The sequence below is a fragment of the Leptolyngbya sp. GGD genome, assembly GCF_026735145.1.
Classification (GTDB): domain Bacteria; phylum Cyanobacteriota; class Cyanobacteriia; order Leptolyngbyales; family Leptolyngbyaceae; genus Leptolyngbya; species Leptolyngbya boryana.
Genome location: NZ_JAPQKE010000001.1, coordinates 586,073 through 600,675 on the forward strand (window position 1 = coordinate 586,073; position 14,603 = coordinate 600,675).

Consider the following 14,603-nt stretch of genomic DNA (forward strand, 5'->3'; position numbering starts at 1 on the left):
CGTGATTATTCGCAATATTTTGTTACTCAACATTCTGTAATAGCTGAAAGGGAAATCTGCGATCGCTCATGTGGGAACATGAAGACAGTCAACGATTCACGAAGATTTAAGAAAATGGCACAGGATCAAAAACCCACGGTTGTAATTACTGGCGCGTCCTCTGGTGTCGGCTTGTACGCAGCAAAAGCTTTGGTGAAAAGAGGTTGGCATGTGGTGATGGCTTGTCGAAATTTAGAGAAGGCAGAGAGCGCTGCCAAATCTCTCGGCATGCCGCCTGATAGCTATACTCTGATGCATATCGATCTGGGTTCATTAGAAAGCGTTCGCAAGTTTGTCACCCAGTTTCGAGAAAGCGGCAAGTCTCTGGATGCTCTCGTATGTAACGCAGCCGTTTACATGCCGTTACTCAAAGAGCCGATGCGCAGCCCTGAAGGCTACGAACTGAGCGTTGCAACCAATCACTTCGGGCATTTTCTCTTGTGCAATTTGCTTCTCGAAGACCTGAAACATTCGACTCATAATGATCCCCGGTTGATCATCTTAGGAACAGTGACGGCGAACTCGAAAGAATTAGGCGGCAAGATTCCAATTCCGGCTCCAGCAGATTTGGGCGATTTGTCAGGATTAGAAGCTGGATTCAAAGCCCCGATCGCGATGATTGATGGCAAACCCTTTAAGGCAGGAAAAGCTTACAAGGATAGTAAGCTGTGCAACATGATTACTAGCCGAGAGCTACATCGTCGCTATCACGATTCGACTGGCATTGTTTTCAACACACTCTATCCAGGCTGCGTCGCAGATACACCCTTGTTCCGCAATAGTTTACCCGTCTTCCAAAAAGTCTTCCCCTGGTTCCAAAAGAACATTACGGGAGGCTATGTGTCGCAAGAGCTAGCAGGGGAGCGAACTGCTCAAGTGGTCGCTGATCCTGAGTTCAAGCAGTCAGGCGTGCATTGGAGTTGGGGAAATCGGCAGAAAGAAGGACGCGAATCTTTCGTGCAAGAGTTGTCTGAAAAAGTAACTGATGACGCAAAAGCAAAACGCATGTGGGAGTTGAGCGAGAAGCTTGTTGGACTCGCTTAAATGAAGGTGCTGAATGGTGATATCGATTCGCACTTGTCCCCGCGAATCAGTAGATGAGTCCGTTCGCTTCGTTGCTCACCCGCCCCGGAATGAATTCGGGGCTAACTGTGCGAAGTCCGCTCTGGGACTAACAGCCAATGAAAACGGCTTCTTCAGTGGGTTGAAACCCACTTGGCACGGTTAGCCCGAACTTCCAGTTCAGGGCGGGTGAGCAATGAAGCAACTATCTTCAAGCGAATTGCGCCGATCTACTGAGTAATCAGAGTGGGAATTCACTAGCAGCACTACAACTCAGCCCCCTCAACAATTAAGCCAACGATTCATCATCATCCTTCTCCTCAGAAGGCAATCTCCGTCCTCGACGCTTTCTCGCTTCCATTGCTCGTTCTAGCACCGTCAGCAATCCTGGCGACTCTTCTTGCAATGCCAGCAAGAGGCGTTCCCCTTCTTCGAGATCGCCTGGATCTTCACCCGTTTCCATGACCGTTTTCAAGCGCGGCAGTGCTAACTCATCAACCAATTCGACTAAGCTCAGCAAACAGCGGTTGAACTGTCGTTCGGTCAGCAGAGCATCTTCTAACGGAAACTCAATGATCGCGCGGATTTCACCATCGGATGGATCATACTCCCACTGCAACATCTTCGTTTCCCAAGAAATCGCTAACATGGTTTGTAAAATCGCAGTCTTATGCGGATGATTCTGAACGCCTGCTAAAACTCGTGGCGCAAACATTTCAAAGAATTCGCCATCTTCATCGAGTTGAATCACAATTAAAAAATCTTCTAAATTTGAGCCGAATACCCCAGTCAAAATTCGACTGCCCTCTTCATCAATTCGGTATTTCCAGCCTTTAGCATCGAGATAACCTGCTATTTGTTTTAATGTAGCTGCCATAATAAATTTTGTCTGAGGATTGTGCCTTGATCAGTCTATCTGGCAACGATAGCCCCTTGTCAACTGAGTCGATCGACGGCTTGATCCACTTGTTTTAATAATGCCTCTAAGCTAGTGGAATTCTCTAAAACCACCGTGGCACGATCGCACTTTTCTTGAATCGGCATTTGGCTCTGAATTCGCGCCTTGGCTTGCTCTAAACTTAATTTCTCTCGCTGCATTAATCGCTGAATTTGCTGCTGCTCAGAACAAGTAATCACCCAAATCTCCGTGACTAAATCTGTCATTTGCGCTTCAAATAACAGCGGAATCACAAACACAGTTGGCACAGTCGCACGGTCACGTTCTGTTTCAAAAACTTTACGAACATAGGGATGAATTTGCTGCTCTAGCCACGCTCGTTCGATTGGATCGGCAAAAATAATTGCTCCTAAGCGCGATCGATCGAGCGTGCCATCGAGTCGAATCAGCTTTGATCCATAGCGATCGACAATTTGCGACAGAATTGGCGAGCCGACTGCAACTGCCTCGCGTGCGACCAGATCAGCATCCACGATCGGAAAATGGTAAGTCGTTGCAAGATAGTTTGAAACGGTTGTCTTGCCCATGGCGATTCCGCCTGTAATTCCAATCACCCGCATCTGCTTTTCTCCAGAGTCCCGGTTTTAGTGTAATCTTCAGGCTGGAGTTTCGATCTTTTTCTCTTGAAGCACTGGATGAGTTTGATTGCGGTTCTGCTGATCGGTGGGGTTTTGCGATTTTGGAACCTCGACCTCAAACCGTTGTGGATGGATGAAGTCATTACCGCAATTTTCAGCTTTGGACGGAATTATGGTGAAGTTCCTTTAGAGCAGTTTTTTAATCTATCTGTTTTAGATCAGTTGTTTCAACTGAAGCCAACCACTTGCGCGAATATTGCTCAAACCGTTTCGACACAATCAGTACACCCGCCGCTATTTTTTTGCTGGATGCATCAGTGGGTGCAATTTGCTCCCGGCAATTGGATCTGGAAATTGCGATCGCTGAGCGCTGTTGCAGGCGTTGCAGCCATCTTCGGGGTGTATTGGCTCAATCGCTTCGCCTTCTCGACTTCAGCAGGCATTGCCGCCGCCATGACAATGGCAGTTTCGCCTTTTGCGGTCTATCTCTCCCAGGAAGCTCGCCACTATACAGTTCCGATGCTGTTTGTAATCGCGGGATTGATGGGCTTGATTCGGATTCAACAAAATTTAGTCCAGCAGCGACACGATCCGAAGATTTGGATCGGGTGGATTCTCGTAAATGGCATTGGATTCTATGTGCATTATTTTTTAGTGCTCGCGATCGCCGCTCAGTTTTTTGCCTTAATCGTGCTGCAAATGCGCTTAAGACCTGCGACCAAGTTTTGGTGGCGGAGTTGGGGCGCGATTGTTGCCGCCGGATTTGGCATTTTTGCCATTGGGTTGCCGTGGCTGCCTACTTTTATCAGTCATATGACTCGTCCTGAAACAGATTGGTTAGCCACGTCTCAGACTGCTTGGTGGAGTTTTTTAGCACCTTTGTATCAGTTTGCGGCAGGCTGGTTGGTGATGGTAGTCGCATTTCCGGTCGAGTTTCAACCGACTTGGATCATTGTGCTGTCGAGTGTATCGATGCTGCTGTTCGCAGGATGGCTCATTTGGTGGATGATTCGCGGATTGAAGTGTCTCTGGAAAGATCCGGATACACATGGGGAAACGCTGGTCTTGATCAGTTTTGTCGGGGGAGTGCTGCTGGAATTTTTAGCGATCGTCTATGTGCTCGGCAAAGATATTACACAAGTGCCGCGATACAACTTTATTTACTATCCGGCAGTCTGTGCATTAATTGGGGCGAGTTTTTGGAAACAGCGCGCAGGCTCGCAATGGATGCTCTATGGAGTTGGCGCACTCAGTTGTATATTCGTAATCTCGAACTTAGTTTTTCTCAAGCCCTATACTCCCGATCGAGTAGCGCAAAATATCGTGACGGATACAGACTGTCGAGCGATCGTCATGGCTTATAACGATTTTCAGGATATTGCGGTCGGCTTAGGATTTGCTCTGGCGGTTCAATCAACTGAGCAACAATCTCCCAAAAATTGTCAGCCTTCTCAATTTGCGTTTTTATCGAAAACTCAAGGAGACAGCGCAGTTTGGAGCAGATTGGCAAGTTTGTCGGCGGATGTCAAAGAGATTTGGGCGATCGTGCCTGGATTGAGAAAACGGGATTTTCCGACAACATTAGCGCTTCAGAATCGAACTTGCGCGTTAAATTCGGACTGGCAATATCGCATCGGACTACCGTATTCGGGATATGAATGCCGGAATTGAGCGTTTGATTTTCGACTCCGCTCAAAATTTTTTCCGAAATTCTTGTTACGAAATTCCCACTTCTCTGCTATTCTAAATAAGGCTTAGGCGGATGTGGCGGAATTGGTATACGCGCACGCTTGAGGTGCGTGTGGCATTGCCTTGCGAGTTCGAGTCTCGCCATCCGCATGCCTAAAGAAAAAGGGAGACATGATGTCTCCCTTTTTGCTTTTTAAAATTGATCAGTCACTAGAATAGAGGGTGCATGTTAAGAGTCCTTTCTAAATGACTGTCAAAGCTTTTCGTAGTGCCTGCTTAGATTTCGTTGCCGACCCTTTCTATACGTCTGAATCCGAATCTGTTCGCTATATTCGAGATGCCTTGTTGGTTGTAGAAAACGGCAAAATCAAAGACCTGGGAGACTATGCTCAATTAAAAGCCCAATATGCAGACATTGCTATCCAATCGCACCCCAATCATCTCATCCTACCTGGCTTCATTGATATTCATATCCATTTCCCGCAGACGGAAATGATTGCAGCTTACGGAAAACAACTGTTGGAATGGCTAGAGAAATATACTTTCCCCACAGAACGGCGATTCAAGCAGAAAACCCATGCCGACTCCATTGCCCCCGTGTTTGTGAATGAACTGCTCCGCAATGGGACAACTACGGCTTTAGTACTCGCCGCCGTATTTCCAGAATCGGCTGAAGCATTGTTTGAAGAATGCGATCGCCGAAATATGCGGATGATCATCGGCAAAGTCATGATGGATCGCAATGTGCCGGATTTTCTCAAAGATACCGCCCAATCCTCGTACGAAGACAGTAAAAGACTGATTGAGCGCTGGCATCACCACAATCGCGTCCTCTATGCAGTCACACCTCGCTTTGCTCCCACTTCCACCCCTGAGCAACTGACCTATGCGGGCAAACTCTTAGCAGAGTTTCCTGATGTTTATTTGCACACCCATCTTTCTGAGAACTTGGCTGAGATCGCCTGGGTGAAAGAACTGTTTCCAGACTGTCAAAACTATTTGGATGTATATGATCAGTTCGGTTTAGTCCGAGAACGATCGATATTCGCGCACTGTATTCATCTCAGCGATCTAGAACTTGAACGATTAGCAGAGGCAAACTCTGCGATCGCATTTTGTCCGACATCAAATACTTTCTTAGGCAGTGGCTTGTTCGACATTGAACGCTCGATCGTTCAACGGGTGAAACTTGGATTAGCAACTGATGTTGGCGGCGGCACCAGCTTTTCGATGCTGAAAACGGCGTGCGAGGCGTACAAAATTGCTCAACTCAACCATCAAACACTTTCGCCGTTCCAAGCCCTATTCTTAGCAACCTTGGGAGGTGCAAAAGCGCTCAGTTTAGATGACAAAATCGGCAACTTTGCCCTTGGTAAAGAAGCCGACTTCATCGTGATGGATCCGCGATCGACCCCGATCATGAGCCTTCGCAATCCCGAAACCATGCCGACTACTTTAGAAGAACTCGCAGATTTACTGTTCAGTTTAATCATCATGGGCGACGATCGCACCATTCATTCAACTTATCTACTCGGCGAGCTTGCTCACCGACGAGACTGAATAAAGCGCGATCGCGCTCCAGATCAGCGTAAAAGTTAGACCATGAATCGCAGTAAACGGCTCATGATAAAACAACACGCCTAATGCAAGCTGAAGGCTCGGAGCTAGGTATTGAAAAAATCCCATCGTCGAAAGCCTCAGCCGTTTGGCTGCATTGTTGAACCACAGTAACGGCAATGCAGTCACAACTCCACATCCGATTAATAAGAGTGTCACCTGCCCATCCATCCCGAAAAACCCTGTCCCCGTCACCGCTCTATATCCAACCCACCCTAAAGCGATCGGCATCGCCAGCAAGGTTTCGACCGTCAGCCCAACAATCGGCGATACAGTGATCAGTTTGCGAAACAAGCCATAGGTGGCAAATGACAATGCTAGAAAGATAGCAATCCAAGGGACTTGTCCAAAATGCCAAACAAAATTTCCAACCGCGATCGCTGCCATCAACACAGCGAGTTTCTGCCCTCGATTTAGTCTTTCTTTCAAAATCACAGATCCTAACAGCACGCTGACTAAAGGATTGATGTAGTACCCTAAGCTGGTTTCCACAATCCGACCTGTATTGACCCCATAAATATAGACACCCCAGTTACAGGCAATGATGGCAGTCGTGGCGAACAATGCCCCCACAAGTTTTGGCGATCGCCAAAGTTCCCAAAAATTCGCGTGTTGTTTCTGTATCCGAAGCAGTCCGAGCAACAGTAAAGCTGACCAGATAATCCGATGACAGACTAATTCCACCGCAGGCACTTGCGCCAAAAACTTCCAATACACCGGAAACAGTCCCCACGCAGAGTACGCTAAAACTGCATAAAGAATTCCAGTCTTTGACGATTCAGCAGGCTGATGCAAAATCACAACCTATAACAGCAGGGCTATTATAGCGATCAGATTTCAGCCCCAACCAAACACAACTTCACCAACAGGAAGGATGACAGCGACCCCGCAACTCTGCCCTACGGTAGACGAACAATTTATCACGCTTACTATATTCTAGGTAAGCACCCGTACCCGCACCAATTTTTAGGCATGATTTAGTTCAAAAAAGTCCTAAACTTAGTCCTACCAATTCATTAACCAACCTGACAGCCCAAACTATCTGAGTTGTCGGCTCGTTTATGTTATAGCGTTCACCTATGCCGCCTCTGCTGTCTTATGTCCCAGATTCTCAGCTTAGTAAATGGAGAGCGATATCTATTTATGCGAGTACAGTCATCACGTTGATTGGGAGTCTCGTTCTAGCTGGGTGGTTTTTCAATCTTTCCTGGTTGCGAAACATTCTGCTAGTTGGAACCACGAGCATGCGGACGGGTGCTGCTGCCAGTTTCGTTGCAGCTGGATTATTTTTACTTCTCACAATCTCCCCTGTCGAGCGGCGATCGAAAGCCTTAGATCATTTCAAATTCATTGCCGCAGTCGTGCCTCTACTGATTGGTGCAATCGCGCTGCTTCAATCTACCTTTGATGAAAGTTTAGCTCTAGGACAGTTTTTTGCTCCATCTGAGGAAGAGGAGCGAATTGGCATCAATGCTGCAGTGAATTTTGTTTTAACTGGACTCGCGTTATTGGCGCTAAAGTTTCGACGATCGCGAGCAAGATGGTTTCAAGGGTTAGCTTGCGCAATTGGCACGATTGCACTCCAAGCCTTAATCGGATATGTCTACGGAGTACGACTGTTATATCAAATTGATCTGTCTGCCCCCTCGATGGCGTTTCCGACTGCGATCGCATTTATTGGAGTCGCGATCGCGCTGCTTTGTATTGCGCCAGATCAAGGACTGATGAAATCGATTAGCAGTCCTCTAGTCGGAGGAATCGTTGCACGAAGAATTTTGCTGGTCATTCTGATTTTCCCATTATTGTTAGGTTGGCTCGTATTACAAGGCTGGAAGCTTGGCTGGTATGATGTAGCGTTTGCGATTTCTGGCTTAGTGTTGATTCTGATTCTGATTTCGTCGGTATTTATCTGGAAAACCGCGAAGATTCTCAATCGTGAAGACCGACAACGGCGGGATGCAGAAGGACAGTTAAAAACAGCATTAGAAACTTTACAAGATCGAGAAGACCGCATTAGTCGCCTCGCAGATGCCAATATTATTGGCATTTTATTTGGAGATGTGGAAGGTGGAATTCATCGCGCCAACGATGAACTGCTACGGATTATTGGCTACACTCAGCAAGAGCTTGAAGCAGGACAAATCAACTGGATCGACATTACCCCCCCAGAATTTTTGCCCTTGGATGAAATGCATGTAGCGGAGGCACAGGCGCGAGGAGCTTGTACACCTTATGAGAAGGAATACATCCGGCGAGATGGGCAGCGAGTTCCTGTATTGATTGGCTATGTGTTGGTCGGAGAGAAACGCCGCGATTCGATCGCATTTATTGTGGACTTAAGAGAGCGCAGACGCTTAGAAGATTCACTGCGCCAACGAACAGAAGAGTTAGAACGAGTCAATCGGCTCAAAGATGAATTCTTAGCCGTACTTTCTCACGAATTGAGAACTCCGTTGAATCCCATTCTGGGCTGGGCGCAGATGCTCAAAACACAGCGATTGGATACCACAAAAGCAGCACAAGCTCTAGAGACGATCGAGCGCAATGCTAAGCTCCAACTCACATTGATTGACGAGCTACTCGATGTCTCTCGAATTCTGCAAGGTAAGCTCAATCTGCGCGCTGCACCTGTCGATTTAGCGGCAGTCGTGGAAGGAGCAATCAGCACAGTTTATCTAGCAGCAGAGTCGAAAGCCATTTCGATAGAATTTTTGCACGATCCTCAGCCAGTAATGGTGCGTGGCGATAGCGATCGACTGCAACAAGTCGTATGGAACGTGTTATCCAATGCAGTGAAATTCACGCCTGCTTCTGGAAACGTGACAATTCATCTTTCTACATCTCCAACCGAGGCGAAACTGACCATCAGCGATACTGGGCGGGGCATTTCTGCCAGTTTTCTGCCCTATGTATTTGATAATTTCCGACAAGAAGACGGCAGTTCGACTCGCAGTTTTGGGGGCTTAGGCTTGGGACTTGCGATCGCGAAACATTTGATCGAACTGCATGGTGGAGTGATTCAGGCAAATAGTTTAGGGGAGGGCAAAGGTGCAACTTTTACGATTAAGTTACCGCTGCTTTCTGAACAGCTTCTATAAATTTCTGCCAGGTTTCATTCGGGTGCCAGATCTTTAGCAAATCCGCTTTTGCCTGCTCTTCACTCAGGTGTTCGTGCAATTTTCGGTATAGATACACAAAAGCTGAGACTCGCATATTTTTTGCACAATGCACAAAGACGGATTCATGTTGAGAGTGCTGCATGATGTTCGAGAATTGCTCAAAATCTGCGATCGTCGGCTGCTCCCAAATCACCGGAATGTGAAAATACTGCATTCCCAGAGCTTCAACAATTTCGCGTTCCTGCGCGATCGCACCTTCTGAAGTGGGAACAGCGAGATTGATCACAACGGTATAGCCTGCCTCTTGGATGGTTTGAAATTGTGCGATCGTGGGTTGTCCAGCCGTTGCAAGACCCTCGCGAATCTGTACAAAATTTTGAATGGCTTCCATATTAAAAATGATCCTTTTTCTGACGCAGTGCCGCGAAGGTTTCAACGTCTCCAGTTCGCCCCATTGCTGTTTGAAGTTCAGGCGTATCCCATCTCAAAAATGGATTAATTCGTTTCTCCAAGCCCAAATCTGCCGGAATCGTCGCTTGATTTTGAGCCGATCGCACTTCCGCAAATCGCGCTTGCAACTCCGAATTTTCTCGATCGACTGTCATCGCAAATTCCAAATTACTCAACGTATACTCATGCGCGCACCAAACCCGCGTCCGATCCGGCAATGCTCGAATTTGCTTCAACGACGCTAGCATCTGAGCAGGCGTGCCCTCTTTCAGGCGTCCACACCCCGCCGAAAAGAGCACATCCCCACAAAATAGCTCTCCCCCTTCATCGGCAACTGGCGCAAAATAATAGGCAATATGCCCATGCGTATGTCCAGGGAGAAACAGCACCTCAGCCTCACGATCGCCAAACTTCACCCGATCCCCTGCATCTAATTCCACCTGCTGTCCTGGAATTCGACCGCGATCGTGCCGACCCGCATAAACGACCGCATTTGGAAATCGCGCTAACACCTCTAAATTGCCATCCACATGATCCCAGTGATGATGCGTATTGAAAATGGCAACCACTTCTGCGCCTAATTCTTCAACCTTTTGCAAAACCTGTTTTGCCTCACCCGGATCGACGATCGCCGCGATTTGCTGAATCGCATCGTAAAGTAGAAAAATATAGTTAGTAGAAAGTGCCGAAATCCGATAAATTTGCATATAGCTAAAGAAAATGACAGTGTTTGTTCCGAGCCTGAAATCGTCAATACTAACGAGAGCCTCTCAAGATTTTACAAAGTCTTGATGGAATTCTCATCCGACCTTTGTGTGTCCCCCGCAAAAACGCGTAACAGTAGAAAAGGATAAAAGTCATCGTACTTTTGTCTTATTTTGACTTGTGTTTGACGTGCCCCAGTTAGACAGCAAAGCGACGATTCTATGGTAAGAGCAACTCAAAATCGATCTAATCTTCCAATTCAGCGCATCCTCGATCGCATTCTTCAACTTCAAACGATCAACCGATACGAGCATCTCCACCTCGCATCTGCCCTCCTTGCCAATCAACGTCTCACACCCGAAGAACGGCGACAGATTAATCAAATTTTTGATTACATCCAAACGGGTCAAATCAAACTTGTAGACGAAGGATTCTCGCCCACATGAACGTAATTCAAGCCAGTGCTTGGTTTCCGCCGGATTCGTTTGGCGGGGTTGAAGTCTATCTCGATGGTCTTGTTCAAGATCTCAGAGCACTCGGTTTGAATTCTTCAGTTGCAGCAGCAAGATCCATTTCAGATCCCACGATCGAGCAATATCACGAAACTGAGGTCTATCGCTACCCGGCTCAAGACCTCAAAGCCTTCCAAACCTGGCTGAGTCAGCACAAAGGTGAAATTTACCACCAACACACGCTAACCGCAGGCTGTGGCATTCCCCATTTACGCAGTGCGAAACAGTTGGGAATGAAAACAGTCGTCACGATTCACATGCCCGATTTAGCCTGCTTACGTGGAACGATGATGCAAGGTGGCAATTCTGCTTGCAATGGCAAAATTGATCCGGCGAAATGTAGTGCCTGTTTAGGAGTTTCCAAGCGAGTTCCGACTTGGGCAGCCCAGGGATTGAGTTATTTACCGAGTGCGATCGCAACTCAAGCGCGCGATCGCTTACGCCAATCTTCGGATATACGGTTGCGCCAATTAGGAACGACGATCGCGACTCCAGCGCAAGTGCGAGTGCAGCGTCAGCAGTTTGATCAAGTCGTGAAATTGAGCGATCGCATTGTCGTCGTTTGCCAATGGCTCTACGATGCCTTTGTCCTCAATGGCGTTCCTGCATCTCAATTGGTGCTGAGTCGCCACGGAGTTTCAGTCGATGCGATCCCTCAAAAATCATGGGTGACACGTCCCATTCGGATTGGATTTCTCGGTCGCTGGCAAGAAACGAAGGGCGTGCAAATTCTCGTCGAAGCCCTGCAATCGATCCCGAATGTTCCCGTCGAGTTGATCATTCATGCAACTCACGCCGATCAGCATGGTGCAGCAAATCGTGAAAAAGTGATGGCGATCGCTCAACACGATGCCCGGATTCAAATCAGACCACCACTCGCTCGAACCGAAATTAGTTCAGCGATCGCGAATTTTGATTTGCTGGCTGTCCCTTCGCAATGGTTAGAAACCGGACCTTTGGTCGTACTGGAATCGTTTGCCGCTGGTACGCCTGTGATCGGATCAGATTTAGGAGGCATTCAAGAGTTAGTCAAACATGGAGTCGATGGTTGGCTTGTGCCTGCCACAGATTCTCAAGCTTGGGCAAGCGCGATCGCGGATTTTGCCGAACATCCAGAGAAGATTCCTCAGTTCAAACAAAACATTTCACCCGTAAAAACACGGCAAGCAGTCGCCCAAGAGATGATGCAGCTTTATCAAAGCTTGATGCGGGAACACTAGCTTTCGTTGGGCTGCCTCCGTCTTAACGATGAAAGTTTCTATTCTTACGCCTAATTTTGCAAAAGGGGGGGTCGATCGTGCGTATCTGCTCGCCCAAGTTCTCAAAAAGCTCAATCATCAGGTTGAAATTCTCGGATTTCTGTTTGGTGAAAAAATCTATCCCGAACCGCCGACTGATTTACCGATCGTCTGTTTACCGGGTGGTCAATATCCGCAATTTTTTAAGACTGCGGCGCAACTGATAAATCGCATTGATGGCGATCTGATCTATGCCGTCAAACCGAAGCCGACGAGCTTTGGCGTTGGCTTACTGAAAAAAATGCGATCGCAGATTCCAGTCATGCTCGATATCGATGATTGGGAACTGAGCTGGATTGGTGAAAAGCAGTATCGACCTGGACTCAAACAATTCGGACGAGACTTACTGAAAAAAGATGGCGCACTGCGATCGCCAGATCATTTCCTCTACTTGCAATGGATGGAGCAGATGATTCAGCAGGCTGATAGCATTACAGTCGATACAACCTTTCTACAAAAACGCTTTGGTGGAACTTACCTCCCAAACGGCAAAGATACTGACATGTTTGATCCAAGCCGTTTCGATGCTGAAGCCAGTCGGCAGAAATATGGCTTATCAGAGTACCGAGTCTTGATGTTTCCTGGAGCATCGCGTCCGCATAAAGGATTAGAAGATGTCCTCGTTGCGTTAGAAAAATTGAACCAACCAGATTTGCGCTTAGTCATTGTTGGAGGAAGTCCTTATGATGACTACGATCGACATCTGCTCGACACCTGGGGCAACTGGGTGATTAAAATTCCACCCGCTCCGTTCTGGCAAATGCCTGAGATTGTTGCGGCAGCTCATGTCGTCGTCGTTCCGCAGCGTGACACAGTGACCGCGCAAGCTCAATTTCCGATCAAGCTGACTGAGGGAATGTCCATGGCAAAACCCATTTTGGCAACCCGGGTAGGAGATATCCCAGAAATTTTAGCGGGAACTGGCTTTCTTGTTGATCCCCAATCGCCTGATCAAATTGCTGAAAAGTTAAATGAGATTTTCCAAGATTGGGACGCGGCACAGGTTCGAGGCAATCAAGCCAGAGAGCGGTGTTTAGCCCATTACAGTGTCGAAGCAATGGCTCCGATTGTAGAAAATTTACTGTCACAGATTGTTTAATCACTTCGTTTTACCCCAACATCGGGGATTACTCGCCGTCCACAATCCAAACAATGAACATTATTCACGCAGTTAGTGGTTTCCCTCCCGATGCTTATGGCGGAACCGAAGTCTATGTTGCTAAGCTCACCGATTGCTTACACAGCCGAGGTGTTGACTCGATCGTGGCTGCTCCCCGCGAAGGCAATGAATCACACTTCTACCATCACAATACAACTGAAGTCTATCGCTATCCTGTTCCCACCAATCCGCCCCTCGACCAATGGCAAGAACTTGTCCCCCACGACCACTTTGAAGCCTTTGCAACCTGGCTCAAACAGCAATCCGCCCCGATTTTTCATCAACATTCCTACCGTTTCGACTGTGGCTCGCATCATCTACGTTTAGCCAAGCAACTCGGCATGAAAACAGTGATGACGCTCCACATTCCAGAGCCAATTTGCTTACGTCAGACCATGATGCGAAACGGAACCGAACCTTGCGACGGCAGAATTGATGAAGCTCAATGCGGAGTCTGCTTAGGCATGTCTGACAAAGTTCCTGCGACGATCGCGAAAACCCTCGGACATCTGCCCCCGCATCTCGCTCAGCAGATGAAAAAATCTCTGCATCAATTTCCCTCTCCACGCGTTCGTCAACTTGGGACAACGTTTGCAACCCCAACTTTAGTCGCTCAAAATCGCCGCAGAGTTTTGGAAATGGCAGACCTGTGCGATCGCATCGTTGCAGTTTGTCACTGGATGTACGATGTGCTTCTGAGAAATGGCATTCCGGCTGAGAAGATTGTGCTTTGTCCTCAAGGTTCGCCGATTCCGCACCAACACTTTGCCCCTAAATCTCTGAGTCAGCCCTTAAAGCTTGGATTCCTGGGACGCTGGCATGAAACAAAAGGCATTCACATTTTAGTAGAAGCTATGCAAAAGCTACCGCGAGACATTCCAGTGACCCTGACGTTACATGGCTCACTTCACGGCAAGTTTCACTCGGGTAGCAAAATCTTAGATCGCGTCAAAGAAATTGCCGAACAAGACGATCGCATTCAGATTAAACCCCTCTTACAGCGGGAAGAAGTCATCCCTGCGATCGCAAACTTCGATTTACTGGCAGTGCCATCGCAATGGTTTGAAACCGGACCTTTAGTCGTTCGAGAAGCTCATGCCGTCGGCACACCCGTCATTGGATCGGATCTGGGTGGAATCGCTGAACTCATCAAACATGGCGTTGATGGCTGGCTTGTGAAAGCAAATGATGTCAATGCTTGGAGAGATGCGATCTCTGAGCTAGCAACTCACCCCGAAATCGTTGCAAAACTTTGCCAGGGAATCGCACCTGTTCGCACCTTTGAAGAGGTTGCCGACGAAATGCAAACGATGTATCAAAGCCTCGTTTCTCAAGAAGCCCTCGTTTAGCTGTTGTCTGTCTTGATCTGGCGGGATAACTAAAAGCAGTTCTTCATCCGTGCTTGATGATCGACGCT

Annotated in this window: 13 protein-coding genes and 1 tRNA gene; 9 read left to right on the plus strand and 5 right to left on the minus strand. The window is 47.7% G+C overall.

Annotated features, from left to right (window positions below):
• The first annotated feature begins 114 nt into the window (after positions 1 to 114).
• Positions 115 to 1,083 (plus strand): protochlorophyllide reductase, encoded by a 969-nt coding sequence (locus OU814_RS02810; RefSeq protein WP_190648847.1) that lies wholly within the window; start codon positions 115 to 117, stop codon positions 1,081 to 1,083.
• A gap of 307 nt (positions 1,084 to 1,390) precedes the next feature.
• Here OU814_RS02810 and OU814_RS02815 read toward each other — a convergent pair whose 3' ends face one another.
• The gene (locus OU814_RS02815) at positions 1,391 to 1,978 is read right to left on the minus strand and encodes a hypothetical protein (RefSeq protein ID WP_017290624.1); all 588 of its coding nucleotides are present in this window, start codon (positions 1,976 to 1,978) and stop codon (positions 1,391 to 1,393) included.
• Positions 1,979 to 2,037: 59 nt separating this feature from the next.
• Complete coding sequence (coaE, locus tag OU814_RS02820; RefSeq protein WP_017290623.1) at positions 2,038 to 2,619, minus strand: dephospho-CoA kinase; 582 nt, start codon at positions 2,617 to 2,619, stop codon at positions 2,038 to 2,040.
• A 75-nt stretch (positions 2,620 to 2,694) separates the two neighbouring features.
• On the opposite strand from coaE, the gene OU814_RS02825 reads away from it, so the two are divergent.
• The 3 genes from OU814_RS02825 (at position 2,695) to guaD (ending at position 5,886) form a co-directional block, all read left to right on the plus strand.
• Positions 2,695 to 4,308 (plus strand): glycosyltransferase family 39 protein, encoded by a 1,614-nt coding sequence (locus OU814_RS02825; protein WP_268180305.1) that lies wholly within the window; start codon positions 2,695 to 2,697, stop codon positions 4,306 to 4,308.
• An 87-nt stretch (positions 4,309 to 4,395) separates the two neighbouring features.
• A tRNA-Leu gene (locus tag OU814_RS02830) sits at positions 4,396 to 4,476 on the plus strand.
• Between the two features lie 96 nt (positions 4,477 to 4,572).
• Entirely contained in the window at positions 4,573 to 5,886 is a 1,314-nt protein-coding gene (gene guaD, locus OU814_RS02835) for a guanine deaminase (RefSeq protein WP_268180307.1), read from the plus strand.
• Here guaD and rarD read toward each other — a convergent pair.
• Entirely contained in the window at positions 5,854 to 6,744 is an 891-nt protein-coding gene (rarD, locus tag OU814_RS02840; RefSeq protein WP_268180309.1) for an EamA family transporter RarD, read from the minus strand. The two genes, guaD and rarD, sit on opposite strands and share 33 nt — an antisense overlap.
• A 443-nt stretch (positions 6,745 to 7,187) precedes the next feature.
• On the opposite strand from rarD, the gene OU814_RS02845 reads away from it, so the two are divergent.
• A complete protein-coding gene (locus tag OU814_RS02845; protein ID WP_268180311.1) occupies positions 7,188 to 9,041 on the plus strand; it encodes a sensor histidine kinase in 1,854 nt (617 codons plus the stop codon).
• Here the strand turns inward: OU814_RS02845 and OU814_RS02850 are convergent.
• Together OU814_RS02850 and gloB are read right to left on the minus strand one after the other, a co-directional pair.
• Positions 9,007 to 9,453: a protein tyrosine phosphatase family protein gene (locus tag OU814_RS02850; protein ID WP_268180313.1), complete on the minus strand. Its 447-nt coding sequence runs from the start codon at positions 9,451 to 9,453 to the stop codon at positions 9,007 to 9,009. The genes OU814_RS02845 and OU814_RS02850 overlap by 35 nt on opposite strands.
• Before the next feature lies 1 nt (position 9,454).
• Positions 9,455 to 10,219: a hydroxyacylglutathione hydrolase gene (gene gloB / locus OU814_RS02855; RefSeq protein ID WP_268180315.1), complete on the minus strand. Its 765-nt coding sequence runs from the start codon at positions 10,217 to 10,219 to the stop codon at positions 9,455 to 9,457.
• 219 nt (positions 10,220 to 10,438) lie between these two features.
• Here gloB and OU814_RS02860 point away from each other — a divergent pair, with 219 nt between their 5' ends.
• Genes OU814_RS02860 through OU814_RS02875 form a run of 4 tightly spaced genes read left to right on the plus strand, consistent with a single transcriptional unit; the run spans position 10,439 to position 14,535 of the window.
• Positions 10,439 to 10,663 carry a hypothetical protein gene (locus OU814_RS02860; protein ID WP_017290616.1) on the plus strand — a complete coding sequence of 75 codons (225 nt, stop codon included), beginning with the start codon at positions 10,439 to 10,441 and terminating at the stop codon, positions 10,661 to 10,663.
• Positions 10,660 to 11,949, plus strand: a complete 1,290-nt coding sequence (locus OU814_RS02865) for a glycosyltransferase (RefSeq protein WP_268180317.1) — start codon at positions 10,660 to 10,662, stop codon at positions 11,947 to 11,949. Before OU814_RS02860 ends, OU814_RS02865 begins: the two co-directional genes overlap by 4 nt.
• A 28-nt stretch (positions 11,950 to 11,977) precedes the next feature.
• A complete protein-coding gene (locus OU814_RS02870) occupies positions 11,978 to 13,126 on the plus strand; it encodes a glycosyltransferase family 4 protein (RefSeq protein WP_268180318.1) in 1,149 nt (382 codons plus the stop codon).
• Between the two features lie 53 nt (positions 13,127 to 13,179).
• A complete protein-coding gene (locus OU814_RS02875) occupies positions 13,180 to 14,535 on the plus strand; it encodes a glycosyltransferase (protein WP_190648877.1) in 1,356 nt (451 codons plus the stop codon).
• Positions 14,536 to 14,603 lie beyond the last annotated feature (68 nt).